Source organism: Lysinibacillus sp. FSL W7-1291 (genome assembly GCF_038593415.1).
GTDB lineage: Bacteria > Bacillota > Bacilli > Bacillales_A > Planococcaceae > Lysinibacillus > Lysinibacillus fusiformis_D.
Genome location: NZ_CP151994.1, coordinates 3,663,654 through 3,688,335, shown reverse-complemented (window position 1 = coordinate 3,688,335; position 24,682 = coordinate 3,663,654). Strand labels below are relative to the sequence as shown.

Here is a 24,682-nt window from a genome sequence, read left to right as displayed (position 1 = left end):
TTCTATTAAATGGCAAGCCGTCACCATGCCATAGTTCAATTATTAATAAACAATGGCATGAAGCAATCTATATAGATATTTCCCTTTAGCTTATAAACAGGCGATAAATAGAAATATTTTTAGATTTTTCAGTTAATTCCAGTGTGAATCGATAAAAATATTGATATAGTTTTAGATAAAGAGAGTTCAAACGAAATATAACATATTAAACTAGTAGATTATCAAATCGAACAAAAATATCATTTTGTTAAAATAGATAAAAATGATTTTTTATAGAAAAAAAGAGGTTTAAAGTAGAAAAATAATTTTATTTGATTTCACTATTTGAAATATAATGCATTTCAAGGGGAAGAGAAGTTGTTATGATACTGATAATAAATTAAAGGGGGTGCTATAAATGGATACAAAATTACTTAGACAAACATTTGGAAAATTTCCTACAGGTGTGACGGTCGTTACTTGGTTTGATGGTGTGGGGATTAATGGGATTACAGTGAACTCATTTACTTCAGTTTCGTTAGAGCCTGCTCTAGCACTAGTATCTATTGATAAAAAAGCAAATGCGTTATCTCAAATGAAAAACAATGCATTTACAATTAATATTTTATCAGATCAACAGGAGTCTATAGCATGGCAGTTTGCAGGACGTAAGCAAGAAGGGCTTGAAATTACATGGATTAAAGATGGTATAGCTCCAAAAATTGAAGATGTTTGTGCTTTTATCGAATGTAAGCCATGGAAAGAAGTGGATGCGGGAGACCATGTTTTATTTATAGGAGAAATCCTTAATTTTGGACGCACTAATAGTGAAGCGCTTACATTTTTTGAAGGCAAGATGGGCTCGACAAAACAGTTCATACAACAATAGTTATTTAGTAGAGGGGATTATTAATTATGGGAATTAGAACAGGGCAACAATTTATGGATGCATTAAAGTCAAGAAACCCAGAAGTATGGCTAAATGGTCGTTTAGTAGAGAGTGTTTACGATGAACCCTATTTTCAACAACCAATTAAAGAAATTGCAAAGTTATATGATTTACAACATGATCCAAAATATCAAGAAGATTTAACGCATGTATGTGATGAAACAGGGGAGCGTGTAGCCACTTCATTCCTTTTTGCAAAATCCTACGAAGATATTATGAAACGTAGTAAAGCTTTTGAAGTAGTAGCTCGCCAAACTTTTGGCTTGATGGGGAGAACACCAGATTTTTTAAATACAGTGGTAACTTCTTTAGCACAAAATTCTTGGTTCTTGGCGAAATACAACCAAGATTGGGCTAAGAATATTGAAGCTTATTATCGCTATATACGAGATAATGATGTGTTCTTAACTCATGCCATTGTGAATCCACAAAATGACCGAAGTAAAGCATCACATGAACAGACAGATAAGTTTACGCACTTAGGTGTAGTAGAAGAACGTCCAGATGGATTAGTTGTCCGCGGAGCAAAAATGCTAGCAACATTAGCGGCGTTTACGGATGAAGTCATTATCTATTCATACCCAGGATTTGTACCAGGAGACGAGCGTTATGCATTAGCTTTTGCTGTACCGATTGATGTGAAAGGGTTAAAAATTATTTGTCGTGAACCCGTTCAAGATGGTACACGTTCAACATTCGATCATCCACTGGCTTCTCGCTATGAGGAAATGGATGCACTACTTATTTTTGAAGATGTATTAGTACCATGGGATCGTGTGTTTTTATATAACAACGTTGAGGCTGCGAACTTGCTGTATCCAATGACAGGTATTGCTGAACAGCCCGCACATCAGTCAGGGGTTAGAGGATACATTAAACTGGCATTTGCTGTAGAGGTAGCTTGTAAGGTCGCTGATTCGATTGGTGTAGATCAATATTTAAATGTGCAACGTGACCTAGGCGAATTAGTGCAATATGTAGAAGTCATTCGTGCATTGATTCGAACAGCGGAGCATGAATTTACGGTAACAGAGCATGGTGAAGCGCGATTAAATCCAGATGCTTTAGAGACCATTCGCGGCATGATGCCAGAAATATATCCGAGAGCCATTGAAGTCATGCAAACAATTGGTGCAGGCGGTTTGCTAATGATGCCAACTGAAGCTGATTTCTTAAATCCAGAGCTTCGCCCAAGCATTGATCGTCATTATGGTGGACGAGAAGGTGTAGATGCAGAACTAAGAATGAAAATCTTTAAGCTAGCCTGGGATTTATGTGGTGAAGGGTTTGGTATGAGAGCGCTTCAATACGAACGCTATTATACAGGAGATCCAATACGGAAACGTGCTATTTACTACAATAAATTTAAGAAACGGTACTCCTTTGATTTAGTTGAATCCATTCTTGCGAAAGAAGATGTAGGCGAGAAACAAACAGTATAAATTGAACTTGGAGGTGAAGCATTTGATTTCATCGGTAAAAAAAATCTCACGCATTATCGATTTATTTTTGGATGGCGAACCATCTTTAAGTAATAAAGAAATCGCAGAAAAGCTAAATTTACCTCCGAGTTCAGTCCATCATTTCTTAAAAACAATGTGTCAAGAAAGTATTCTCTTGCAAGGCAGTGATAAGCGTTACCGATTAGGCTGGAAAATTCTTGAGTGGAGTAACAAAGTTATGTATTACCAAGAAATTAATTTTGAAGCAGGCCCTATAATAAGTAATTTGGTTGCGCGTTTTAAAGGTACTTCACATATTGGGATGTTTGATAATGGGGAAGTTCGATTTGTATACAAGGCTATGTCTCCACATGCGGATATAGTACCAACATTTGTCGGTATGACTCGTTATCCTGCTTATTCAACAAGCATTGGGAAAGTATTATTAACGTATAATCCAGCATTTATGTTGCCGATGTTGGAAAAAGGCATGTTTAAGCAAACTGCCAATACTATCACCTCTGTAGATGATTTGAAAAAGGAGCTTGAAGTAGTTTATAAAAACGGCTATGCCATTAGCGATCAGGAAAATGCGTCCAATACTTATGGGGTTGCAGCACCTATTAAAACCTATAATGGTCAAGTTGTAGCAGCCCTTAACTTAGTAGGTGAAAAAAGTTATATGAACGGTAAGGATAAACAGGCAATTGTTCGTGAGGTAATTCGTTCAGCAGAACTAATTTCGAGACAACTAGGCTATATGACAATAAATTATTAAATTTAAAATTAGGAGGAATTCAATTATGTCCAATTCAACGCAAGTAAGTAAATTACAAGCCCGTTCTCAAAACATTTTTAAAATCATTGAGGAGAACAAGCATTTACTAAAACCGCCAGTGAATAATAAAGTGCTATGGGAAGACTCTGAGTTTTTAATTATGTTGCTTGGTGGTCCAAATGCTCGTCGTGAATTCCATGTTGACCCATCAGATGAACTATTCTATCAAATTAAAGGTTCTTGTTTTGTAGAGGTTATTAATGATGAAGGTAAACGTGAAGTAATTGAAGTGAAGGAAGGCGAAATGTTTATGCTACCAGCAAACGTCCCTCATTCACCACACCGCGTTGCAGACACATATGGAATTGTCGTGGAGAGAAAACGTAAAGAAGGCGAGTTAGAGGATTTAGTATGGCTATGCAGTGAATGTGACCATGAATTGTATCGTCTACGCGTACAAGTAACAAACATTGGGAAACAAATTTCAGATGGTATTGATTACTTCAACGCTTCTAAAGATTTACGTCAATGTGATAGTTGTGGACATGTAATGCCTGAGACTGTAAGTGAATGGCAATGAGAATCGATTTTCATACACATATTTATCCGAGAGATTTACCGAATTTTGCTAGTAAGTATGATAATGATAAGTGGCCTGTCTTAGAGCAAAAATGTTCTTGTGGAGCGGATATTATGGTAAGTGGTGAAGTATTTAGGGAAGTGACCAATCAAGTGTGGGACACAAAAAAACGCATTGAGGATATGGATCATGAGGGTGTAGATATGCAGGTTATTTCACCCGTACCTGTCACATTTTCTTATTGGGCACCTATTGAACAAGCGGTAGAGCTTGCACAATTCCAAAATAACTTTATTGCAGATGTTGTTAAAGCACATCCAGATCGTTTTATCGGCCTAGGAACTGTACCGTTGCAAGATGCAAAAGCGGCTGTTGTGGAGTTAAAACGGTGCAAAGAAATAGGTCTAGCCGGAATTGAAATTGGCACTAATATCAATGGAGAAAATTTGGACAGCGAGTATTTACTGCCATTTTTTGAAGCGGCAGAACAATATGAAATGCCGCTCTTTATTCATCCTTGGGAAACCTTAGCACAAGAGAGAACACCAAGACATAACTTTTTATATACAATTGGCATGCCGAGTGAAACAGCTTTAGCGGCAGCGAGCTTGGTGTGGAGTGGTGTAATGGAAAAGTGTCCGAATTTAAAGGTTTGTTTTGCCCATGGTGGCGGATCATTCCCTTATATTCTTCCACGTCTAGACCAAGGTTGGGATGTTTGGCCAAGCCTTAGACGTACAAAATATCCTCCAAGCCACTACACGAAAAATTTTTACTTTGATTCATTAGTATATGAATCACAAAATCTACATTACTTAATTGAACGTTTTGGCCATGAGAAAATTATGATGGGATCAGACTATCCATTTTTACTAAGAGAAATTAACCCTGGAAAAATCATAGATGAAACCTTGGACTTATCAGAAGAAGTACGTAAAGCCATTCTAGGTGAAAACGCTATGTCATTTTTAAATGTAGAAAGGAGCAGGGTTCTAAATGGTAAATCAAGTGAAAACGCCTGAAGAACGCTTGCAAGAGCTTGGAATAGAACTTGCTGAGCCAAGGGAAGCAGTTGGAAATTACGTTGGTTGTGTACGAACAGGTAATTTAATTTTTACATCAGGTCAAGGTGTCGATCAGTATCATGGCAAATTAGGTGAAGATTTAACAGTAAATGATGGCTATGCAGCTTGTCGCCAATCGATGATTAACCTGTTATCTGTATTGAAATCTGAATTAGGTGATTTATCGAAGGTGAAGCGTATTGTAAAAATTTTAGGAATGGTCAATTCTACGCCTGATTTTACACAACAGCCAAAAGTTATGAATGGTGCATCAGATTTATTAGTGGATGTTTTTGGAGAACGAGGAAAACATGCCCGTTCAGCAGTTGGGATGGCCCAACTTCCTAATAATACAGCCATTGAAATAGAAATGGTTGTTGAAATTTCAGAATAATCAAAAAGCGACTTTAAGAAAAAGGTAAAACACTCTTTTTCTTAAAGTCGCTCCATAATTGAGGGAGTGAAAAGTGATGCAACATGCAACGTTTAAAACGAAAAGTATTAATTGTCGTAATTTCATAAACGGTGAATTCATTGACGCTACAGATGGGAAAGTGTTTGAAAATATAAATCCTGCTACAGAAGAAGTCATTGGATGGGTAGCAGAAGCGACTAGGGAAGAAGTCGATGCAGCAGTACAATCTGCAAAAGCTGCTTTGAAAGGACCGTGGGGAAAATTCACTGTCAAAGAGCGCTCTCTACTGTTACGACGTATTGGCGACCTCATTTTAGAAAATGTTGAAGAACTTGCTGCTTTAGAAACGATAGATACAGGCAAACCGTATCATTTAGCGATAGAAATGGATATTAAACGTGCAGCACATAATTTCCACTTCTTTGCGGATTACGTTACTTCACTTGGCAATGAATCTTATAACCAAGACAATATGGCACTTCATTATTCAGTGACACGACCAGTAGGTGTCGTGGCTATGATTAATCCTTGGAATTTACCATTACTACTTTTAACTTGGAAATTAGCCCCTTGCTTAGCAGCAGGTAGTACTGCTGTCATGAAACCGGCGGAGCTTACACCAATGACAGCTACTCGCTTAGTTGAATTATGTCAAGAAGCGGGGATACCAGATGGTGTTGTAAATTTAGTTCACGGTTTTGGTGGGAATTCAGCAGGTGCTTTTCTATCAGAACACCCTGATGTAGATGCTATTACATTTACAGGGGAAACTAAAACAGGCACTACTATTATGAAGGCTGCTGCCCCTACATTGAAAAAAGTTTCATTTGAATTAGGGGGCAAAAATCCTACTATTATTTTTAAAGATTCGGACCTAGATGAAGTTCTTGCAACAACGTTAAAATCAAGCTTTACAAACCAAGGGCAAGTGTGTCTCTGTGGTTCTCGTATATATGTAGAACGTGATATTTATAAAGAATTTGTGGAGAAATTTGTAGCTCGTACAAAAGAATTAAAAATTGGAGATCCATTTGATGCAACGACAGATATCGGCTCTGTCGTAGGGAAAGAGCATTATGAAAAAGTAATGGGTTACATTCAAATTGCCAGAGAAGAGGGTGGCAATATTCTTACAGGCGGTGGTCGCCCAGCTACTATCGATAAAGGCTACTATATTGAGCCAACAATTATTACCGATTTAACGGATCAGGACCGTTGTGTACGTGAAGAAATTTTTGGCCCAGTTGTTACAGTATTACCTTTTGATACAGAAGACGACGTGATTTCCCGTGCAAATGATACAAATTACGGCTTAGGTGCAACTATTTGGACAAATGATTTAAGACGTGCACATCGTGTTGCAGGTCAAATTGAGTCAGGCATCGTTTGGGTAAATACATGGTATTTAAGAGATCTTCGAACACCATTTGGTGGGATGAAACATAGCGGAATCGGGCGTGAAGGTGGCGCACACAGCTTTGAATTCTACTGCGAGGTCTCAAACGTAACAATTAAATTATAACTTGGGGGGAAAGCATGGTAGTGAATCTAATTGAATGGTCTAACAAATTATTAGAAGCAGAAAGAACACGCATTGGCATTGAGCCGATTACTCAATCAGCTAAAGATATTTCATTGAAAGATGCTTACTCCATTCAACTTGAAATCGTTAATAGGAAGTTACTGAACGGCCATAAAATTACAGGTAAAAAAATTGGTTTGACATCTTTAGCAATGCAAAATCTATTAAACGTGGATGAACCAGATTATGGGCATCTTTTATCGAATATGGAAATTACAGAAGGAAAAACCGAGCGATCAAGTTATTTAAAGCCGAAAGTCGAAGGCGAAATTGCGTTTGTACTGAAGTCTCCTTTAAAGGGACCTAATGTCACTGTTAAGGAGGTACTTGAAGCAACAGATTATATTGTAGCTAGTCTTGAAATCGTAGATAGTCGCATTGCCAATTGGCAAATAAAATTGCTCGATACCATTGCAGATAATGCTTCCTCTGCAAAATACGTACTAGGTCAAGTGAAACGTGAGGTCTTCAATGTTGACTTACCAGCAATCGAAATGCAGCTTTATAAAAATGGAGCGTTTATGAATGAAGGAAAGGGAGAAGATGTTTTAGGCAATCCAGCAAGTTGTGTCGCTTGGCTTGTAAACCGTCTAGCAGATTTCGATATTGGTGTTGAAGCAGGAGAAGTTATATTATCAGGTGCTTTATCGGCAGCATTGGATGCTGAACAAGGTGATAAGTTCACAGCCGACTTCGGTGAACTATTAGGTACAGTCGAACTAGAGTTTGTGTAAAGGGAGGAAGCTACCATGACAAAAATGAAAGTGGGCATTATTGGTTCAGGTAATATTGGTACGGATTTAATGATGAAAATTCAAAGATCTCCGTACTTAGAGATGTCAGTACTTATTGGCATTGATCCTGAATCAGATGGCTTAAGACGTGCACAAGAGGCAGGTTTTCAGACGATTTCCAATGGGATTGAAGGATTTCTAGAGCAACCACATTTGGCGGATATTTTATTTGATGCAACATCAGCAAAGGCACATATTGCTCATGTGAAAGCTTTACAAGGTTTAAACAAAAGACTAATAGATTTAACGCCAGCCGCTGTAGGTCCATTTGTTGTACCGACGGTGAATTTGACAGAGCATATGGAAAAGCCTGTTGTAAACATGATTACGTGTGGAGGTCAGGCGACGATACCAATCATCTACGCCATTAGCCGTGTACAAAGTGTTGATTACGCTGAAATTGTTGCAACAATTGCTTCGAAAAGTGCAGGTCCAGGAACACGAGCTAATATCGATGAATTTACAGAAACAACATCCAATGCAATTGAGCTGATTGGCGGTGCAAAAAAAGGAAAGGCAATTATTATTTTAAACCCAGCAGAGCCACCTTTATTGATGCGTGATACGGTGTTATGTCTCCTTGAAGAAGAAGCGAATACGGAAGAGATTATTAAATCCGTAAAAAATATGGTCGCAAAAGTAAATGAATATGTACCAGGTTATCGCTTGAAGCTAGATCCGATTGTAGATGGAAAGAAAGTTACCGTATTTATTGAAGTAGAGGGATTGGGAGATTATTTACCGATCTATGCTGGAAATTTGGATATTATGACGGCCGCTGGATTGAAGGTGGCTGAAGAAATGGCAAAAACAATGAGCGTTAGGGAGGTGGAAGTGCGATGAGTCAAATCTATTTAACAGAGGTTGCACTTCGTGATGGTAGCCATGTGGTTGCCCATCAATTTTCTTCTGAGCAAGTTCGTTATGTAACGAAGCAATTAAGTGAAGCCGGTGTACCGTATATTGAAGTCACGCATGGAGATGGTTTAGGAGGCTCGTCCCTTCAATATGGTTTTTCTAAAGAGCATGATATTGCGTTAATAAGAGCGGCAGCAGAAGTTGCTGGAGATTCTAAAATAACAGTTTTGCTTATTCCTGGAATTGGCACAATACATCATTTGAAAGAGGCTTATGAGGCAGGTGCTCGAGTTGTTCGTGTTGCTACACATGTAACGGAGGCAGATGTATCAAAGCAACATATTGAAACAGCAAAAGCACTAGGGATGGAGGCATTTGGGTTTTTAATGATGTCACATTCTGCATCACCTGAAAAAGTATTAGAGCAGGCGTTGTTAATGGAATCATATGGGGCTGATGCCGTGTATGTTACGGACTCAGCAGGAGCTATGCTACCGGCTGATGTACAGAATCGTATTCGTTTATTACGTGCTCATTTAAACATTGAGATTGGTTTTCATGCGCATAATAATTTGTCTCTGGCTGTTGCCAATACACTTGTAGCGATTCAAGAAGGTGCTACACGTATCGATGGCAGTATTTGTTGTTTAGGTGCAGGTGCAGGCAATACACAAACTGAGGTATTGGTCGCTGTATTAAATCGCATGGGTATTGAAACAGGCATAGATTTATACCAAATACTCGATTTGGCTGACTATGTTCGTGCCAATATTTTGCCACATCCACAAGATATTACGACAGGTAGTTTAGTAATGGGCTATGCAGGCGTATATTCGAGCTTTTTACGTCATGCCAATATAGCTGCTGAAAAAGTGGGTGTTGATGCTAGAGATATTTTAGTAGAGTTAGGCAAATTAAATGTTGTAGGTGGACAAGAGGATACGATCATTGAAGTAGCACAAAAAATTGCACAACAGAAAGTGGGGAGTGCATAGTGTCTTTATTTGAATATGCTGAGCGGGTGGCGGAAGCACAAGCAACAAAAGAGGCAGTTGAAAAGATTACTAACTCAAAACCAAATTTGACAGTAGAAGAAGCCTATGAGATTCAAAAAATTAGTATGGAAAAAACGATGACAGCTGACAATCGGTTTATCGGTTGGAAAATGGGCCTAACGAGTATTGCTAAACAGCAACAAGTAGGGGTGGATTCCCCAATTTATGGGCGTTTAACCTCACAAATGAATCTTAGGACAAATGAAATTATAGCTGCTGAATATATTCATCCACGTGTGGAAGCAGAGGTAGCCTTTGTTTTTAAAAAAGAGCTACAAGGTGCGGATTTAACACCATTAGAAGTATGGGATGCGATTGAAAACGTATTTCTAGCACTTGAAGTCATTGACAGTCGCTATAAAAACTTTTCATTTACTTTACCTGATGTAATAGCTGATAATGCTTCTTCATCGAAAATTTGGCTGAGTGCGCAAGCATTTTCACCTTATACATGTGATTGGGCTTCTATAGAAGTCATTTTGAAACAAAATAGAGAAGAGAAACTACATGGTACAGGAGCTGCGGTACTTGGTCATCCCATTTATTCGGTCATTGAATTATTAGCGATGTTAGCAAAAGAAGGTAGAGGTATTTTGCCTGGTCAACTCGTTTTAACAGGTGGCATAACAGATGCAATTCCAGTAAAAGCTGGTGATGAAATAGAAGCAGACTATGGGACACTTGGCAAGCTAACATTAGTTGTGAAGTAGCGGGGACTAAATATGCCAATTGTTCAAATTCAGTTATTAGAAGGACGGTCTGTGGAGCAAAAGAAAAAAATTATACAGGAAGTTACAACTACCATTGTTCAAACGGCACGAGTTCCAATTGATAGTGTAAGAGTTATTTTAATAGAAGTGCCACCCGTTCATTGGGGAATTAGTGGAAAGACGAAGGCGGAGCCATAACCAATGCAACATATTAAATCAAAAATAGAGGGGATATTTTATGATAAAAAAACCGCTAAAGTTTATGCTAGTTAGTTGTTTATTCGCACTTTTATTCGTTTTGGCAGCTTGTGGTAACTCAAACACAACAAATGAAACAGATGCAAAGACGGACAATAAATCAGCTGTGTCAGCAACTAGTTCGGATGAAGATATTCCAAAGAAGAAATTTAAGCTTGCCCATATTACATCAACAGATCATATGTGGCATAAAGCTGCTGAAAAATTTAATGAAGAATTAAAGGCACGCTCAGATGGCAAAATGGAGCTTGAAATTTACCCTGCAAGTCAATTAGGGACTGAAGCGGATATGGCACAACAAGTAGAGGCAGGCTCGATAGACTTTGCTTTTATTACAGCCGCTTTTTTAAGTACGCGTACACCTGAGATGGCCGCGTGGTTCGCACCATACATGTTTGAAAATTTACAAGAAGCTTCAGATGCAAGTCATACTGATATTGCACGTGAGATTTTAGGAGAAATAGAAGGAACGGGCTTAAAAGGGTTAGATTATCTATTCGCTGGTCAACGTACGATGGTATTGAAATCAAAAGAAGTTAAAAAGGCTTCGGATTTAGCAGGTTTAAAAATGCGAGTAACACCAAGTCCGCCGCTCCAAAAATTTTATAAAGATGCGGGAGCTGCACCAGAAGGATTACCATTACCAGAAGTATATTCAGCATTACAAACAGGCGTTATTGACGGAATGGATATGGACTTAGATGCGACAATCACAAATAAATACTCCGAAGTAGCCAAATATGTAGCTGTAACAAATCACATGGTATGGCCATCAATTGTCGTAGCAAATGAGGGAATGTTTGATGGATTATCTGAAAATGCTCAAAAAATCATTATTGATTCCTTACAAGCAACAATAGCTTATGCAGTAGAAACACGAACTGGACAAGAAGAAGAATTCAAAAAAGAACTTGCCAGTCAAGGAGTGACTGTTTATGAGTTAGGGGCAGATGTATTTAAAGAGCAAATCGAAGCATTTGACGCCGAGTATAGTGCAAAATCTGCTTTAATTAAACAGTTTATTAATGAATTCCGTAAGTAAATGGGGGAATGGCTAGATGGCGAAAATTAGTCAAGTTATTACTAAAATCGAAGAACTACTGATGATCATTTTAATGGCTGCGCTTGCTATCTTAATGATATTTGCGGTTATTTTTCGTTATTTCTTTAAAGATCCCATCCCTTGGGCTGGTGAAGTTTCGATTTTCTTATTAATATGGACTTCGTTTATTGGAGGAAGCTGGGGTCTGAAATATGGTACTCAGGCTTCAGTTACATTTTTATATGATGCTGTATCTAAGCGTAGTAAAAGGATTTTTAAAATTGTTCAGGATTGCATGATGATTGCGTTCTTATTTATATTAATCTATTACGCTTACAAATGGATGATGAATCCTGCCATGTTGCTACAAAAATCGAGCTCCTTACAATTACCAATGTGGATTCCTTATAGTGCAGTATTTATAGGATTAATTTTTGCAGCAATTCATCTTCTTTCACATTTAATTGACACACTTAAAAATAGAGAAGGAGAAAATACATGACTTATATTGTACTCGTTATTTTCTTTCTTTTACTTATCATTGGTATTCCCATCTCAATGGTGCTTGGTATTACGACAGTTATTTATTTCATCTTAAATGGTCAGGTGACATTATTAGATTCTACACCATTACGTATGTATTCAGGGCTTGAAAATTTTGGCCTATTAGCGATTCCGTTATTCATGTTAATGGGTGAAATTATGAATGAGGGCGGTATTACAACGAGGCTTGTTCAATTTGCTCGTGTCCTTTTTGGGCATTTTAGGGGAGGGCTGGCCTATGTGACAGTTATTGCTAATATGTTTTTAGCATCGATTCTAGGTTCAGCAAATGCTCAAGCTGCAATGATGAGTAAAGTAATGGTACCGCAAATGGAGAAGGAAGGCTATAAACGTGAATTCGCAGCGTCTATAACATTAGCATCTTCTATTATCGCACCTATTATTCCACCAAGTATGATTTTCATTATTTACGGTACGTTATCAAGTACATCTGTTGGCGCTCTATTTATGGCTGGGATTCTCCCAGGGATTATTTATGGTCTTGTTTTTATTTTAGTTATTTCTTATATGGGCTATAAACAACAATTCCCGAAAAGTGAACGGGCTTCGTGGGCAGATATTCGAAGCAAGTCATTAAAAGTAATCCCAGCACTATTAATACCCATTACAATTGTTGTAGGTATTCTAACAGGTGTATTTACAGCAACAGAATCTGCTGCTATCGCTTGTTTACTAGCAGTAATTGTCGGTTTATTTGTCTATAGAGAGTTAAATATCAAAAAGCTCCCTAAAATGCTAATCAATACGGTGACAAATACAGCTACAGTAACATATTTAATTATTATGGCCAATATTTTTGGATGGATGATTGCCTTTGAACGAATTCCACAATTGTTAGTAGAAAATATGTTAAACATTACAGAAAGTCCATGGGTATTCTTATTATTAGTGAATTTAGCATTGTTACTAATCGGCATGATACTAGATGGAATTGCCGCATTAATTATTCTAGTACCTGTCATGATGCCACTCGTAATAGCATTTAATATTGACCCGGTGCATTTTGGAGTCATCATTTGTATTAACTTAACGTTAGGCTTATTAACACCGCCAGTAGGGACAGGACTTTTCATCGTATCATCGATGGCAAAAGTGAAGTTTGAAACGCTAGTAAAGAGTGTTTTTCCTTTTATTGTTATTTCCTTTATCGTGCTACTATTCCTAACATATATTCCAGACCTTGTATTATTCGTACCAAGATGGTTGGGGATGTAGGGAGTAGCAGGTACGTTAATTAGGAGAATATTAGGCTATCTTATGGTTGCTTTTATAGTCAATTAATATATGGTACTACATTTTTTTAGTTAATTGTGAAGGAGGGTGCACGACTTCTGCTTGCCCAGAAAACGAGCATCCTGTAGCGGAAATCAATCACAACTTTAATAGTAATGGTTAAAGTAGGCTAATCACAACACACTTGAAAGATTGACCACTGTATTAGGTGGAAATGAATTGGCTCATCGAGCGTAAAAGGTGGTTTTGATGGATTATGCAACAGATGAAACGTATTGCAATGTGGATCATCATTGCTCAATTTTTAACTGCCTTTGTTGGGAGAAGCATTAGCCCTCTAATGTTCTATATTAGTGCAGACTTATCATTGAATAAAGGGCAGTTAGGATTTCTTCCAACTGCTCTTTTTATTGGTCAATTTATAGCAACATTGCTAGTTGGCTATTTAGCAGATCGATTGAGTACCCGTAAAATAATGGTTTGCTTAATGATTATTGTTGGAACAGGCTTTTTAAGCTTTGCTTGGATAGACAATTATACGTTGGCCTTAGTATTTGTTGTATTAGCAGGGATGGGTTATGGAGGAATGCATCCTGTTACAAATCGTTTCCTTATGAACATACTTCCAGTAAATCAAGTTTCATTACTAATGGGGTTAAAACAGATGTCTATTACACTAGGTTCAGCAGGTTCGAGTGTTGTCCTGATTCCATTAGTAGCTTACATTGGTTGGCGTTATACATTGTCTGTAGCGGCAGTAGTATTATTAATGTTTAGTTTCATAATGCCTTTTGTATTAAAAACAAAAGAAGATTCACAAACTGAGATAGCTACTAAATTGCCTTTACGTCAGCAGTTACGCATTTTCCTTCATTCAAAATGGCTCTTTTTTACGAATAGCTCTGCATTCATCTTAATGGGTATTCAAATGACATTTAACACCTACATTATATTATTTTTGTATGAAATAAAGGACTGGCCCATTTATAGTGCTGGCATATGCTTGGCTATTGCTGAAATTAGTGGGGCAAGTGGGCGAGTGTTGTGGGGGATTATTAGTGATAAATTTTTTAATAAAAATCGATGGGCTGTATTATTAATCATTACTATACTAAGTGCAAATGGGATAATCCTTATGTATTTTACCTATTCCACCTTTTTTATAGTGATGTGTATAGCAATTATAGGTTTTTCTCTTGCGGGCTTTAATGGTATATGGATGACGCTAGCTGTTGAAAGTGTAGAAAAATCGATGAGTGGCTTTGCAAGTGGGTTTAGTATAATGGTGGCATCCATAGGTGTATTTTTAATTCCACCGGTTTTTGGTTCACTTGTGGAATATTGGGGTTATTTGGTAGGCGGGATTTTTTTAATTAGTCTATTTGCCTGCTGTGCCATATTCATGGTAATAGCGCTACTTACTGTCAAGAAAGTCCAACCATCATAGCTGATAGTCACCACGTTGAATGCAGTACCACAAGAGCATGTATACTAACTGCGACCTCAGGAAGAATTTTTCTAGAATGAACGCTAGCCCTGATCATACGAGGAAATTGATAAAATTCAAGATTCTAGTAAATTTCCAATAGAGCTTGTAAATGATTTCATCATGAAAGTTGTCACATAATCCACTTTTTGTTATACTAAAAGGTGTTGTGATGTTTCAAAGTTCGGGAGGTGCAGTGAATGCATACAGTAGTATTAGTTTCATTAGTTATCGTATCATTAGCGTTGATCGTTGTGGTATTACTTCAATCTAGTAAAAGTGCAGGCTTATCAGGTGCCATCTCGGGTGGAGCTGAGCAACTATTTGGAAAGCAAAAAGCACGTGGTATGGATTTAATCCTTCACCGTGCAACAATTGTGTTAGCTATACTATTTTTCATTTTAGCAGTTGCTATTACAAAAATCTAATAGTTGAAGATATATCGCCTAACCAAATTGGTTGGGCGTTTTCTTTTATCAAAACTAAATGGTAAATTCTCTCTCCATAGCAAAAATTGAATTGTAATTTGCGATCCAGCTTGTTATTCGCTAGACATAATCGAGATGGCTATAATGGGTATAGTATGGATGAGTGTTTTAGGATGAAGGAGTGCTTACAATGAACAAATCATTATCACAGCCATTTTTCTTTCAAGCAGGACCACGTGCTGTATTATTATTACACGGCTTTACTGGTAGCTCTGCAGATGTACGAATGCTTGGTAGATTTTTAGAGAAAAAAGGGTATACTACTTTGGCACCTCACTATAAAGGTCACGGTGTGGAACCAGAAGAACTAATCACAACAGGTCCAGCAGACTGGTGGCAGGATGTCGTTGCCGCCTACAAACAGTTACAGGATGCTGGCTATCAAGAAATTGCTGTCGCTGGTCTTTCATTAGGCGGTGTGATGGCACTAAACGTGGCATTAAATAATCCTGTTAAAGGAATTGTCACAATGTGCGCCCCTATGACAATGCGTACAACAGACGTTATGTTTGAGGGTGTCTTGAAATATGCAAGGGATTATAAAAAGTTTTTAGGAAAACAAGATGAGCAAATTGAAGCAGAAGTAGCACTCATTGCTGAAAAAGGGATGCCATCTCTACAGGAGCTACGTGAATTTATTGCCCGTACACGACAAGAAATTGACATGATTTATGCGCCTATTTTTGTCGTACAAGCTACAAATGATGAAGTAATAGAGACAGAATCTGCCAACATTATATATAATCAAACTGAGTCACTTGAAAAGCATATCAAGTGGTATGAAAACTCAAAACATGTTATTACATTGGATCAAGAAAAAGATCAATTACATGAAGATATTTATCGCTTTTTAGAAAGCCTAAATTGGGCACAATAATTATAAATAGGATTTTCTCATGAAGGAGGGAATATGTATGAAAGACCAAAAAGATACACTACAAAGTCGTTTACTCGATTTTTTCAGCAAAGATGATTATAAACCATTAACTGTCGGTGAAATCGAGGATGAATTCGGTTTTGAGGATGCTGAGGAGTTCAAGGAGCTTGTCAAAACCCTTGTCCGTATGGAAGGGCAAGGCTTAGTTGTGCGTTCTCGCTCCAATCGTTATGGCCTACCAGAGCGTATGAATTTGCTAAGGGGTAAATTTATCGGACATGCGAAGGGCTTCGGTTTTGTGACACCTGATGTCGAGGGCATGGATGATGTATTCATTCCACCGCATGAAATTAATGGTGCGATTAATGGAGACATCGTTTTAATTCGTGTCTTAAAAGAATCATTTGGGGACCGACGAGAAGGGACTGTCACAAAGGTCGTCGAGCGCGGTCAAACAAGCTTTGTCGGCACATTCCAGGCTAATCGAGGCTTTGGCTTTGTTGTCTTAGACGATAAAAAGCTACCGATGGATATCTTTATCGCAAAGGGAGACACATTAGGAGCTGTTGACGGTCATAAGGTTGTTGTTGAGGTTGCGACATGGCCAGAGGATTTAAAATCCGCAACAGGCTATATTACCAAAATTTTAGGGCATAAAAATGATCCAGGTGTGGATATTTTATCGATCTTATATAAGCACGACATTCCACCTGAATTCCCAGACGAAGTCATCGCAGCTGCTCAACGCGTCCCAGATGAAATTACAGAGGCAGATTTAGTAGGTCGTCGTGATTTGCGACATGAAACGATCGTGACCATTGATGGTGCAGACGCAAAAGACTTGGATGATGCGGTAACCGTAACGAAAAATGTAGATGGTACTTACAAGCTTGGCGTACATATTGCAGACGTTAGTTATTATGTTACGCAAGGCTCGGTCATTGACATCGAAGCTTATGACCGTGCAACAAGTGTTTATTTAACAGACCGTGTAATCCCTATGATTCCACATCGTCTATCAAATGGTATTTGTTCATTAAATCCACAGGTTGACCGTCTAACATTATCCTGTGAAATGATTATTGATGGGAATGGTAATGTCATTTCACACGAAATTTTCCAAAGTGTCATTAAAACGACAGAGCGTATGACATATAAGGACGTTTACATGATTTTAGAGGAGCAGGATGAGGCACTAATCGAACGCTACGAGCCACTTGTGCCAATGTTTAAAAATATGGCTGAGCTATCTGGTATTTTACGTCGTAAACGTGAAACACGAGGGGCGATTGACTTTGACTTTAAAGAATCCAAAGTCCTTGTCAATGAAGAAGGCTGGCCAGTTGATATTGAATTACGTGAACGTACAGTAGCAGAGAAGCTAATTGAGGATTTCATGCTTGCTGCCAATGAAACAGTTGCAGAGCACTTCCACTGGATGAATGTACCGTTCCTATACCGTATTCACGAAGATCCAAAGCCTGAAAAGCTCCAACGCTTCTTTGAATTTGTTACGAACTTCGGTATTTTAATTAAAGGTACTGGTAATACAGTGCATCCGAAGGCACTGCAAGATGTTTTAAAAGCCATTGATGGTATGCCAGAGGAGCCAGTTATTTCAACAATGCTACTACGCTCGATGCAACAGGCAAAATATTATCCTGAAAGCCTTGGTCACTTTGGCTTATCAACGGATTTCTATACACACTTCACATCACCAATTCGTCGTTATCCAGACTTAATCGTACATCGTTTAATTCGTACGTATATAATTAATAAGGATACTTCTAGAGAAACGATTGCACAGTGGAGTATGGCAATGGATGAAATTGCCGACCATACTTCTGAGCGTGAACGTCGTGCTGTAGATGCCGAACGTGATACGGACGCTTTGAAAAAAGCACAGTACATGTCTGATAAAATTGGCGAGGAATTCGAAGGGATCGTTTCATCTATTACAAACTTCGGTATTTTCGTGGAGCTGCCAAACACAATCGAAGGGCTTGTTCACATCAGTAATATGACAGATGATTACTACCGCTTCGATGATCGTCAAATGATTATGATTGGTGAACGAACAAATCGTCAATTCCGTATTGGTGATGAAGTGACAGTCCGTGTTGCCAATGTCATTATTGAGGAGTCATCCATTGACTTTGAAATCGTTGGAATGGTAACTTCATATGGACGAACACGTAAAGCAGCTCCTACTGTCATCCATGCACGTAAAAATTATAGTGATAACAAGGGTGGACGCAGTCAACGAAGTACACGCAGCGACGAAGAAAAAGGCGGACGTGGTGGCAACCGTAGAGGCGGTCGCCAAGAGGATGACCGTGGAAGTCGTAGCGCCAAGCAAGGTGAACGTCGTGAAAGCGACCGTGACCCGCGTGGTCGCCGCAAAGATGACTCAAGCCCAGGTCCTAAAAAACGCGTGAAACAAAAGCAAAAGTTTTACGAGGGCATTGCAAAGAAAAACAAAAAGAAAAAATCAAAACGTAAATAAGCATTAGCGAAAGTGTCCTAAGTAAGGATGCTTTCGCTAATGCTCAACCTTTAAGTAGAGGGTGAAGAATATGGCAAAAGGTTCTGGAAAAGTATTAGCACAAAACAAAAAAGCTGGACATGATTACTTTATTGAGGAAACAATCGAAGCAGGCATGGTCCTAACCGGCACAGAAATCAAATCCATCCGTGCAGGCAAGGCCCAACTAAAGGACTCCTATGTCCGAATCACCAATGGCGAAGCATGGATTAGCAACATGCATGTCAGCCCCTTCGATCAAGGCAACCGTTTCAATCACGACCCACTGCGCGCCCGCAAGCTGCTGCTCCATAAAAAGCAAATCGGCGAGCTAGTCGGTGCCGTAAAACGTGACGGCTACACAATTGTTCCATTGAAAATGTACATCAAAGACGGCTATGCCAAGCTTTTAATCGGCGTCGGCAAAGGGAAAAAAGACTACGATAAACGTAACGACATGCGCAAAAAAGAAGCCAAACGCGAAATGGAACGTACCTTCAAATCAAAAAATCAATATTAATAGATTTCGAGAAAGCTCACCTTGTTGTTGGTGAGTTTTTTTAGGTGTTGTGCGTGGTGCGGTGGTAGTGAGTGGCGAGGCGGATAGCACGGCGAAAGCGATGGATAGAGATTGAAATGTGGTGGATAGAACAACAAAAGTGATGGATAGAAAGCCCAATCTAGCGGATATCCTAGGTATTTAAGCCAATTTTTTATACAATAGCGGGATACTTGAACTATCGCTAGTTTTGTTTTATAATATGTATTACTGATTGCCAGATTTCATGGAAGCGTACTTTAAGCTCCCACCGTACTAGAAGCAATTCTAGCTCTTTGTTTGAACGAAGCCCAACCGCTTTGATTCATATATCAAGGGGACGTTACGGATTCGACAGGGATGGTTCAAGCTTTAGTCGCGCGTCGGAGGGCTCGGCTCCGTCATCAACGACAGTTATATAATAACTGGCAAACAACAAAACTTAGCTTTCGCAGCGTAAGCTCGTAAGCGCTCTGCCTCTCTATCGCCCATGTAGAGAACGTGGGGCCCAACTTTAGTGGGATACGGTCGATGGTACCACCTGAGTCATCGACAAGAGATTTCCAGGTTAGCGTACAGGACGCCTGTTTGTCGGCATAATGTTACGTGAATCCTAAATAGGCAAACTACACGCGTAGAAGCTGAAGTATTGGAGTCTTTGGACGCGGGTTCGACTCCCGCCGTCTCCATAATATGGAAATTATAGGTTTGAATGGACACCGAAATCCCATGGTATATATGAGATTTCGGTGTTCTTTTCTTTCGTATAGTTTTATAGGATTTTAAACAAACCGTAGTTAAAATCGTAGTTAATTTTAAAGCGAGCGGTTCAAGTAATTATCGAACTTTTGAATCGCTCCCGATTTAGCCTCTGGCGTAAGGTGCGTATAAATATCCATCGTCGTTTTAATATCGGAATGTCCCAAGCGGTCTTGGACTTCCTTAAGACTAGCGCCCGCTTCAAACAGGAGGGAGCAGTGGGTATGGCGTAGTCCGTGAGTTGTAATCGGCTTTAGGTTATACTTTTCGAGTATACGAACGAGCCACTTACGAGTTTTTGTAGGTTGTACGAACGTATTTATTTCGTTACTAACTACGAGTTGCTCGTTATTTAACGTATTAAAGCCTAACGTAAGGTACTCCTTTTGTTGCTGTTTTTTCCATAGCGCTAATATTTTCATCGTCTCCACATCCATTTTAATCGTTCGAGTTATACCCGTTTTCGTCTTTTTAAGATAGAGCTTACTATGTTTACCTCTCGCTAGCGCCTTATTAATACGGATTTCCGACTTTGTAAAGTCTATATCCTTCCACTGAAGTGCGAGCGCTTCGCCTTTACGCATACCCGAATAGGCGAGGAGTCTAAAAAATGTACATACTTTGGGGTTATTTTCCTCTTTAAGATAGCGGAGGAACTCGTTTAACTGCTCGCGCGTATAAAAATTCTCCTCTACGTCCTTCGTTAATTCGAGCGGGGCTTGCTGGGCTTCGGCGTATCGACTAGCGTAAAAGGGTTCGTTTGTAGATAGCTGCGCTTAATCGCGAAATTTAGTACTTTTGCGGTGTAGGGTTTTATTACTCGATATTTCTTAACCTTATCCGCCCATTCATCCACATGCTTTTGGCATACATCTACATTAATCTTATCGACTCTATATAAGCTCATAGCAGGTAATATATGGTTCTTGAAGTAGCCTCTCGTTTTAACGAATGTACTTTCTTCTACCGTTTTTCGTACTGTTTAATCCATAACTCATACATATCTTGGTAGGTTTCTGCCTGTATTTTCCGAAACGTTCGCTTAAAAATTTCGAGCTTTATACGAGAGAGTTCTAGTTCCGCCTCTTTCTTCGTTTTAAACCCGCTTCGAGTAGTACGTTTTTCGTTCCCAGTTAGTGGGTCAACCCCCACATAGATTTGAAACTTATAACGCGTATCTCCATCGATACCAGCAATAAAAACGAAGCATTTGCTCGATACAAAAATATAGACTTCGTAAAAGATACACGTACCATTCCCGATGAAGAGATTCGAGCAGATTTGTTGAGGTTTTTAATACCGGGAACGAACATCATTAAAATTCCTGTAACCGACTCTCAATACCATCGATTCGTCAATTTAGCAAAAAACTGTGTATACTAATTGAAAGGGTTTATCGAACTTTTCGATTTCAATTACAAACGCATTCGCCAATTCGATAAGGACCATAAAAAATGCCTGAAAGAGAAAAGAATGAAACATTTAGAAAATTACAAAGTGACTGATGATACAGTTTATGTTTCTTCGTATTCTAAGGTATACAACCACTTAACGAATCAAGGCCGTTTGCTTGGTTATAATTTGACTGAATATTTATGGAATGAATTTGGATTGAAGCGAATGGAACACAAAGACCTGCCTGATGGCTACATTCCTTTCGAATTAGGGGATTCAGAAGAAAATCTAGACAAAGAAGAACACTTCTTTCAATATATCGAGAGCAACTTGATGCTAGATGAGGACGAATCTTATTTTTATATCGATAGCAGTACTAAATTCTATGGTTCGATTTTGAAATACTGCAACCTTATCGGTATCAGTGTAGAAGCGTTTTTCGAAAAGTGGGAATTAATAAGACTTAGCTACAATGTGGCACTAAAATATTTAATTGATGAGTTGGCATTTTCAGAAGAAGAAGCCGTTACTTATCTGAATAGAGTTGTAGCTGAATATTCAGATTCTAATGAACTTGAAGAAGATGCAGAAGAAAAACAAGAGGATAAAGACGAACTTGACCATGAAAGTTCCGTCTTCGAAGAAATATTAGACGAAGAGATAGAAGAGGAAGAAGTAGATGCAGAAGATGAACCAGAGGTAGAAGGTAAATCGGACACAACAACAGAAGATAATTCAAAAGAAGAATCTACTCAAACCACCACTGAAATAGATTTGAGTTCTCTAGATGATGATTCCTTATTACGCTTTTTAGATGAATTATCAAATGATATAGTCAATACTACAATAACTATTGAAAAAAGAAGCGTTCTCAGACGCTTGTAAAGAAAATGAAATAACTTTATAACCATCAGTGTCAATTATGTAATCCAGAAAATCCAATATCCGTTATAGAAATGACAAACGGCTTCAACTATGTCGAAATGCATCACATCATTCCGATTTCGTCTACAAGTATTGTCGCAGAAGATGAAACGGAAATGATACTAGATGATTACAAGAACTGCGTTGTTGTTTGTAATCACCACCACAAAATGCTTCATTATTAGATGAAATGATTGGCGGACTGTATTTCATTAATGATGAAACAGAGTTGAAGTTATATTTAAACAAACACTTATTTTTATAGTCGATTTGGAAAAAACTCAAACAAAAACCTGAAAACAGATAATCAAATCTGTTTTCAGGTTTTTAAAATTTTTCATCTTATAAGATTTGACCTATAAATCATCAACCTCTAACTGTATTTCATCGCAAACACACACTAATTCTTTCAGAGGGATATAATCATCACTAATCCAAAAAATGTTTTAGTAAGGGTCTTCATCGTCTTGCGTTTTTTCGTCTACTACGAAATTGTTTTTGTTCGTGTAAACTCTTAAATCTTCGATTCCGTATTGCATAGCCCACACCTTAAAACCTTGAGCGGTCTGAATCGCTCGCGGGTCAATAGCTTTTTCGTTTTTAAAAAAAGCAGAGAATGTATTTATTGAAGAAATGGTTGTAATTAATTTTTTTCTAGGTAAAGATAGGCTATCCTATGGTTCTTCCAGAGATGTAACGGAAAAGATGGAAAAAGTTATAGAGGAATACTTGCAATTTCTGAAAAAGGATATCATAAACATGTTCCAAACTTTTAAAGGCTTTCTTCAGAAGGAGGGGACTAATTATTATGGAGAGACAGCTGTTTGTAAAGCAGCTACGATAGGATATTTAGCAGAAAATAATGAAGAACCAAGGGCTATATTCTATTTAAATTTAAAAAATTAGTAATTATTTTCAAGTAATAACAGGCTTTCGGATAAATACTGTCGAATATTATTTATATAATGCATGACGGGGTGATTTCATGAATCTCTTTAATCAAATCCCTTCAAATTTCTTTTCAATACTTTCAGGAAGTTTGAAAGAGGTACATATTCAATTATTAGGTTTAGTTTACGAAAATTATAAAAAAACTATAAACGTTATTGAAAAAGAAGTGGTAATTGATTTATTTGTTGATTACTTAGAGCAATACGATGATGAAAGTGATTATGATAACAATGTTGATTTTATTAGGAATAAGCGAGAAAGAGCGCATCAGTACTTAAATAAGTTTTTTGAACATGGTTGGTTGAGACAAGAGCAATATGTTGATTATAAATACAGAGTTTCAATTCCAGATTATGCTGTGAAAATATTAGACACTTTTGAAAAAATAGCTTCAGGTTATCAATTAGAATTTAGTGGTACTGTAATGTCGATTTATTCAAATTTAGCAAACGAAGAAAATGAATCATTTTATGGTGTGCAACAAGCTTTTGAAAATACACTGGAATTAATCAATGGTTTAAAGGAACTGAACCATAATATAAAACAATATACAGAAAATTTACTTGAGCAAGAGAATGCGAAAGAAATCTTAGTTCAACTGTTTGATAATTATGGAGAACAAGTATTAGGAAAACATTATTATCGGTTAAAAACATCGGATAATATTGCGAAGTACCGAATTAAAATTATTAATAAAGCTAGGGAATATAGACACAGTAATGAAATTATAAAAACACAAGCTGAACGAATGGTACAACTAGGATTTGTTAGAGATGTTATTGACGGTGAGAATCAACTTTATGATTGGTTAGAAGCCATTGAAAATGCATTTATAAATATATTTGATTTCCTTACAGAAATTGATGATAAAAATAGAAAATATCATAGAGCAGCTTTCGCACAAGTTAACTTTCATCTTAATAAAGGAAAAAGTTTTACCTCAATTATTAATAATTTATTACTACAAATATCAACAACAATAAGAAGTGATAACAGCTTCGCTTTAAAATATTTAGAGGAAGGGTTAGATGAATTTCTCCAAATTTACACTCAAAGTTATATAGATGAGACAAGTTTCAAATTTAAATCTAAAAAAAGACCTCCAGTAAAACAAAATCCCGAGCCTCCAAGAGTTATCAATCCAGAGATGGTAAGTAAAAACCTAAATCAATTCAAGCAAACTTTGAAAAATGAAATGACAATTCAAAAAGTTAATAAATATGTAGAAGAAGTATTAGGGAATGCTAAACGAAAACATTTAGACCAATTTCCATTCGAAAATCATGAAGATTATATGCAAATTATTTATACAGTCCTTTATAGCACAAATAAAAAAGCTGTTTATAAGTTAGCAGTAGATTTTGACGAAAAGAGCTTTGTGCAATTAGAAAATGGAGTGGTACCTAATGTGGAGATACATATGGAGGAGTGAATATA

At 37.7% G+C, this 24,682-nt stretch carries 24 protein-coding genes, 1 other RNA gene and 1 pseudogene; 23 read left to right on the top strand and 3 right to left on the bottom strand.

Features of this window, described 5'->3' with window-relative positions; all coding sequences use genetic code 11:
* Positions 1–397: 397 nt before the first annotated feature.
* From NST76_RS17870 to ssrA, 21 genes are all read left to right on the top strand, one after another.
* The gene (locus NST76_RS17870; protein WP_036121167.1) at positions 398–868 is read left to right on the top strand and encodes a flavin reductase family protein; all 471 of its coding nucleotides are present in this window, start codon (positions 398–400) and stop codon (positions 866–868) included.
* Between the two features lie 26 nt (positions 869–894).
* The gene (locus NST76_RS17865) at positions 895–2,370 is read left to right on the top strand and encodes a 4-hydroxyphenylacetate 3-hydroxylase N-terminal domain-containing protein (protein ID WP_036121163.1); all 1,476 of its coding nucleotides are present in this window, start codon (positions 895–897) and stop codon (positions 2,368–2,370) included.
* A gap of 22 nt (positions 2,371–2,392) precedes the next feature.
* Positions 2,393–3,148, top strand: a complete 756-nt coding sequence (locus NST76_RS17860) for an IclR family transcriptional regulator (protein ID WP_036121159.1) — start codon at positions 2,393–2,395, stop codon at positions 3,146–3,148.
* Positions 3,149–3,173: 25 nt separating this feature from the next.
* Positions 3,174–3,728: a 3-hydroxyanthranilate 3,4-dioxygenase gene (locus tag NST76_RS17855; protein ID WP_036121155.1), complete on the top strand. Its 555-nt coding sequence runs from the start codon at positions 3,174–3,176 to the stop codon at positions 3,726–3,728.
* On the top strand, positions 3,719–4,750 hold the full coding sequence (locus tag NST76_RS17850; RefSeq protein WP_036121153.1) for an amidohydrolase family protein: 1,032 nt from the start codon (positions 3,719–3,721) through the stop codon (positions 4,748–4,750). Before NST76_RS17855 ends, NST76_RS17850 begins: the two co-directional genes overlap by 10 nt.
* On the top strand, positions 4,725–5,186 hold the full coding sequence (locus tag NST76_RS17845) for a RidA family protein (protein WP_036121150.1): 462 nt from the start codon (positions 4,725–4,727) through the stop codon (positions 5,184–5,186). The genes NST76_RS17850 and NST76_RS17845 overlap by 26 nt, the downstream gene beginning before the upstream one ends.
* 76 nt (positions 5,187–5,262) lie before the next feature.
* Positions 5,263–6,729, top strand: a complete 1,467-nt coding sequence (locus NST76_RS17840) for an aldehyde dehydrogenase (protein WP_342503451.1) — start codon at positions 5,263–5,265, stop codon at positions 6,727–6,729.
* A gap of 14 nt (positions 6,730–6,743) precedes the next feature.
* The gene (locus NST76_RS17835; RefSeq protein WP_271910888.1) at positions 6,744–7,523 is read left to right on the top strand and encodes a fumarylacetoacetate hydrolase family protein; all 780 of its coding nucleotides are present in this window, start codon (positions 6,744–6,746) and stop codon (positions 7,521–7,523) included.
* Between the two features lie 15 nt (positions 7,524–7,538).
* Positions 7,539–8,426 (top strand): acetaldehyde dehydrogenase (acetylating), encoded by an 888-nt coding sequence (locus NST76_RS17830; protein WP_036116775.1) that lies wholly within the window; start codon positions 7,539–7,541, stop codon positions 8,424–8,426.
* Positions 8,423–9,436, top strand: a complete 1,014-nt coding sequence (gene dmpG, locus NST76_RS17825) for a 4-hydroxy-2-oxovalerate aldolase (protein WP_036116773.1) — start codon at positions 8,423–8,425, stop codon at positions 9,434–9,436. Before NST76_RS17830 ends, dmpG begins: the two co-directional genes overlap by 4 nt.
* The gene (locus tag NST76_RS17820) at positions 9,436–10,206 is read left to right on the top strand and encodes a fumarylacetoacetate hydrolase family protein (RefSeq protein ID WP_342535075.1); all 771 of its coding nucleotides are present in this window, start codon (positions 9,436–9,438) and stop codon (positions 10,204–10,206) included. The genes dmpG and NST76_RS17820 overlap by 1 nt, the downstream gene beginning before the upstream one ends.
* A gap of 12 nt (positions 10,207–10,218) precedes the next feature.
* Complete coding sequence (locus NST76_RS17815) at positions 10,219–10,404, top strand: 2-hydroxymuconate tautomerase (RefSeq protein WP_036116769.1); 186 nt, start codon at positions 10,219–10,221, stop codon at positions 10,402–10,404.
* A gap of 40 nt (positions 10,405–10,444) precedes the next feature.
* Positions 10,445–11,506, top strand: a complete 1,062-nt coding sequence (locus NST76_RS17810; RefSeq protein ID WP_271910885.1) for a TRAP transporter substrate-binding protein — start codon at positions 10,445–10,447, stop codon at positions 11,504–11,506.
* A 16-nt stretch (positions 11,507–11,522) separates the two neighbouring features.
* Positions 11,523–12,008, top strand: coding sequence for a TRAP transporter small permease (locus tag NST76_RS17805; RefSeq protein ID WP_036116766.1), 486 nt, complete (start codon positions 11,523–11,525; stop codon positions 12,006–12,008).
* Positions 12,005–13,285, top strand: a complete 1,281-nt coding sequence (locus NST76_RS17800) for a TRAP transporter large permease (RefSeq protein WP_036116764.1) — start codon at positions 12,005–12,007, stop codon at positions 13,283–13,285. The genes NST76_RS17805 and NST76_RS17800 overlap by 4 nt, the downstream gene beginning before the upstream one ends.
* 274 nt (positions 13,286–13,559) lie before the next feature.
* Positions 13,560–14,750, top strand: a complete 1,191-nt coding sequence (locus NST76_RS17795) for an MFS transporter (protein WP_342544268.1) — start codon at positions 13,560–13,562, stop codon at positions 14,748–14,750.
* 239 nt (positions 14,751–14,989) lie between these two features.
* A complete protein-coding gene (gene secG, locus NST76_RS17790; protein ID WP_036116760.1) occupies positions 14,990–15,217 on the top strand; it encodes a preprotein translocase subunit SecG in 228 nt (75 codons plus the stop codon).
* Positions 15,218–15,407: 190 nt separating this feature from the next.
* Positions 15,408–16,154, top strand: coding sequence for a carboxylesterase (locus NST76_RS17785; RefSeq protein WP_342544267.1), 747 nt, complete (start codon positions 15,408–15,410; stop codon positions 16,152–16,154).
* Positions 16,155–16,191: 37 nt separating this feature from the next.
* Positions 16,192–18,660, top strand: coding sequence for a ribonuclease R (gene rnr / locus NST76_RS17780; RefSeq protein ID WP_342503455.1), 2,469 nt, complete (start codon positions 16,192–16,194; stop codon positions 18,658–18,660).
* Positions 18,661–18,730: 70 nt separating this feature from the next.
* Positions 18,731–19,198, top strand: coding sequence for an SsrA-binding protein SmpB (gene smpB / locus NST76_RS17775; RefSeq protein WP_025116583.1), 468 nt, complete (start codon positions 18,731–18,733; stop codon positions 19,196–19,198).
* A 354-nt stretch (positions 19,199–19,552) separates the two neighbouring features.
* Positions 19,553–19,908, top strand: a transfer-messenger RNA (tmRNA) gene (gene ssrA, locus NST76_RS17770).
* Positions 19,909–20,031: 123 nt separating this feature from the next.
* Here the strand turns inward: ssrA and NST76_RS17765 are convergent.
* The 3 genes and pseudogenes from NST76_RS17765 to NST76_RS17755 form a co-directional block, all read right to left on the bottom strand.
* Positions 20,032–20,592: pseudogene (locus NST76_RS17765) on the bottom strand (site-specific integrase); the annotation flags it as partial.
* Positions 20,593–20,678: 86 nt separating this feature from the next.
* Complete coding sequence (locus NST76_RS17760) at positions 20,679–20,894, bottom strand: hypothetical protein (RefSeq protein ID WP_342545305.1); 216 nt, start codon at positions 20,892–20,894, stop codon at positions 20,679–20,681.
* A gap of 44 nt (positions 20,895–20,938) precedes the next feature.
* Positions 20,939–21,127 carry an Arm DNA-binding domain-containing protein gene (locus NST76_RS17755; RefSeq protein WP_342544265.1) on the bottom strand — a complete coding sequence of 63 codons (189 nt, stop codon included), beginning with the start codon at positions 21,125–21,127 and terminating at the stop codon, positions 20,939–20,941.
* A gap of 321 nt (positions 21,128–21,448) precedes the next feature.
* Here NST76_RS17755 and NST76_RS17750 point away from each other — a divergent pair, with 321 nt between their 5' ends.
* A complete protein-coding gene (locus NST76_RS17750) occupies positions 21,449–22,255 on the top strand; it encodes a hypothetical protein (RefSeq protein ID WP_342544264.1) in 807 nt (268 codons plus the stop codon).
* Between the two features lie 1,024 nt (positions 22,256–23,279).
* The gene (locus NST76_RS17745; protein WP_342544262.1) at positions 23,280–24,677 is read left to right on the top strand and encodes a Wadjet anti-phage system protein JetA family protein; all 1,398 of its coding nucleotides are present in this window, start codon (positions 23,280–23,282) and stop codon (positions 24,675–24,677) included.
* The last annotated feature ends 5 nt before the right edge of the window (positions 24,678–24,682 follow it).

Coding starts and splice junctions, on each gene's coding strand:
- NST76_RS17795 (WP_342544268.1), top strand. CDS start 13,560: ATGCAACAGATGAAACGTATTGCAATGTGGATCATCATTGCTCAATTT.
- NST76_RS17800 (WP_036116764.1), top strand. CDS start 12,005: ATGACTTATATTGTACTCGTTATTTTCTTTCTTTTACTTATCATTGGT.
- NST76_RS17845 (WP_036121150.1), top strand. CDS start 4,725: ATGGTAAATCAAGTGAAAACGCCTGAAGAACGCTTGCAAGAGCTTGGA.
- dmpG (WP_036116773.1), top strand. CDS start 8,423: ATGAGTCAAATCTATTTAACAGAGGTTGCACTTCGTGATGGTAGCCAT.
- NST76_RS17850 (WP_036121153.1), top strand. CDS start 3,719: ATGGCAATGAGAATCGATTTTCATACACATATTTATCCGAGAGATTTA.
- smpB (WP_025116583.1), top strand. CDS start 18,731: ATGGCAAAAGGTTCTGGAAAAGTATTAGCACAAAACAAAAAAGCTGGA.
- NST76_RS17865 (WP_036121163.1), top strand. CDS start 895: ATGGGAATTAGAACAGGGCAACAATTTATGGATGCATTAAAGTCAAGA.
- NST76_RS17745 (WP_342544262.1), top strand. CDS start 23,280: ATGAATCTCTTTAATCAAATCCCTTCAAATTTCTTTTCAATACTTTCA.
- NST76_RS17870 (WP_036121167.1), top strand. CDS start 398: ATGGATACAAAATTACTTAGACAAACATTTGGAAAATTTCCTACAGGT.
- NST76_RS17840 (WP_342503451.1), top strand. CDS start 5,263: ATGCAACATGCAACGTTTAAAACGAAAAGTATTAATTGTCGTAATTTC.
- secG (WP_036116760.1), top strand. CDS start 14,990: ATGCATACAGTAGTATTAGTTTCATTAGTTATCGTATCATTAGCGTTG.
- NST76_RS17810 (WP_271910885.1), top strand. CDS start 10,445: ATGATAAAAAAACCGCTAAAGTTTATGCTAGTTAGTTGTTTATTCGCA.
- NST76_RS17805 (WP_036116766.1), top strand. CDS start 11,523: ATGGCGAAAATTAGTCAAGTTATTACTAAAATCGAAGAACTACTGATG.
- NST76_RS17815 (WP_036116769.1), top strand. CDS start 10,219: ATGCCAATTGTTCAAATTCAGTTATTAGAAGGACGGTCTGTGGAGCAA.
- NST76_RS17785 (WP_342544267.1), top strand. CDS start 15,408: ATGAACAAATCATTATCACAGCCATTTTTCTTTCAAGCAGGACCACGT.
- NST76_RS17750 (WP_342544264.1), top strand. CDS start 21,449: ATGAAACATTTAGAAAATTACAAAGTGACTGATGATACAGTTTATGTT.
- NST76_RS17830 (WP_036116775.1), top strand. CDS start 7,539: ATGACAAAAATGAAAGTGGGCATTATTGGTTCAGGTAATATTGGTACG.
- rnr (WP_342503455.1), top strand. CDS start 16,192: ATGAAAGACCAAAAAGATACACTACAAAGTCGTTTACTCGATTTTTTC.
- NST76_RS17835 (WP_271910888.1), top strand. CDS start 6,744: ATGGTAGTGAATCTAATTGAATGGTCTAACAAATTATTAGAAGCAGAA.
- NST76_RS17855 (WP_036121155.1), top strand. CDS start 3,174: ATGTCCAATTCAACGCAAGTAAGTAAATTACAAGCCCGTTCTCAAAAC.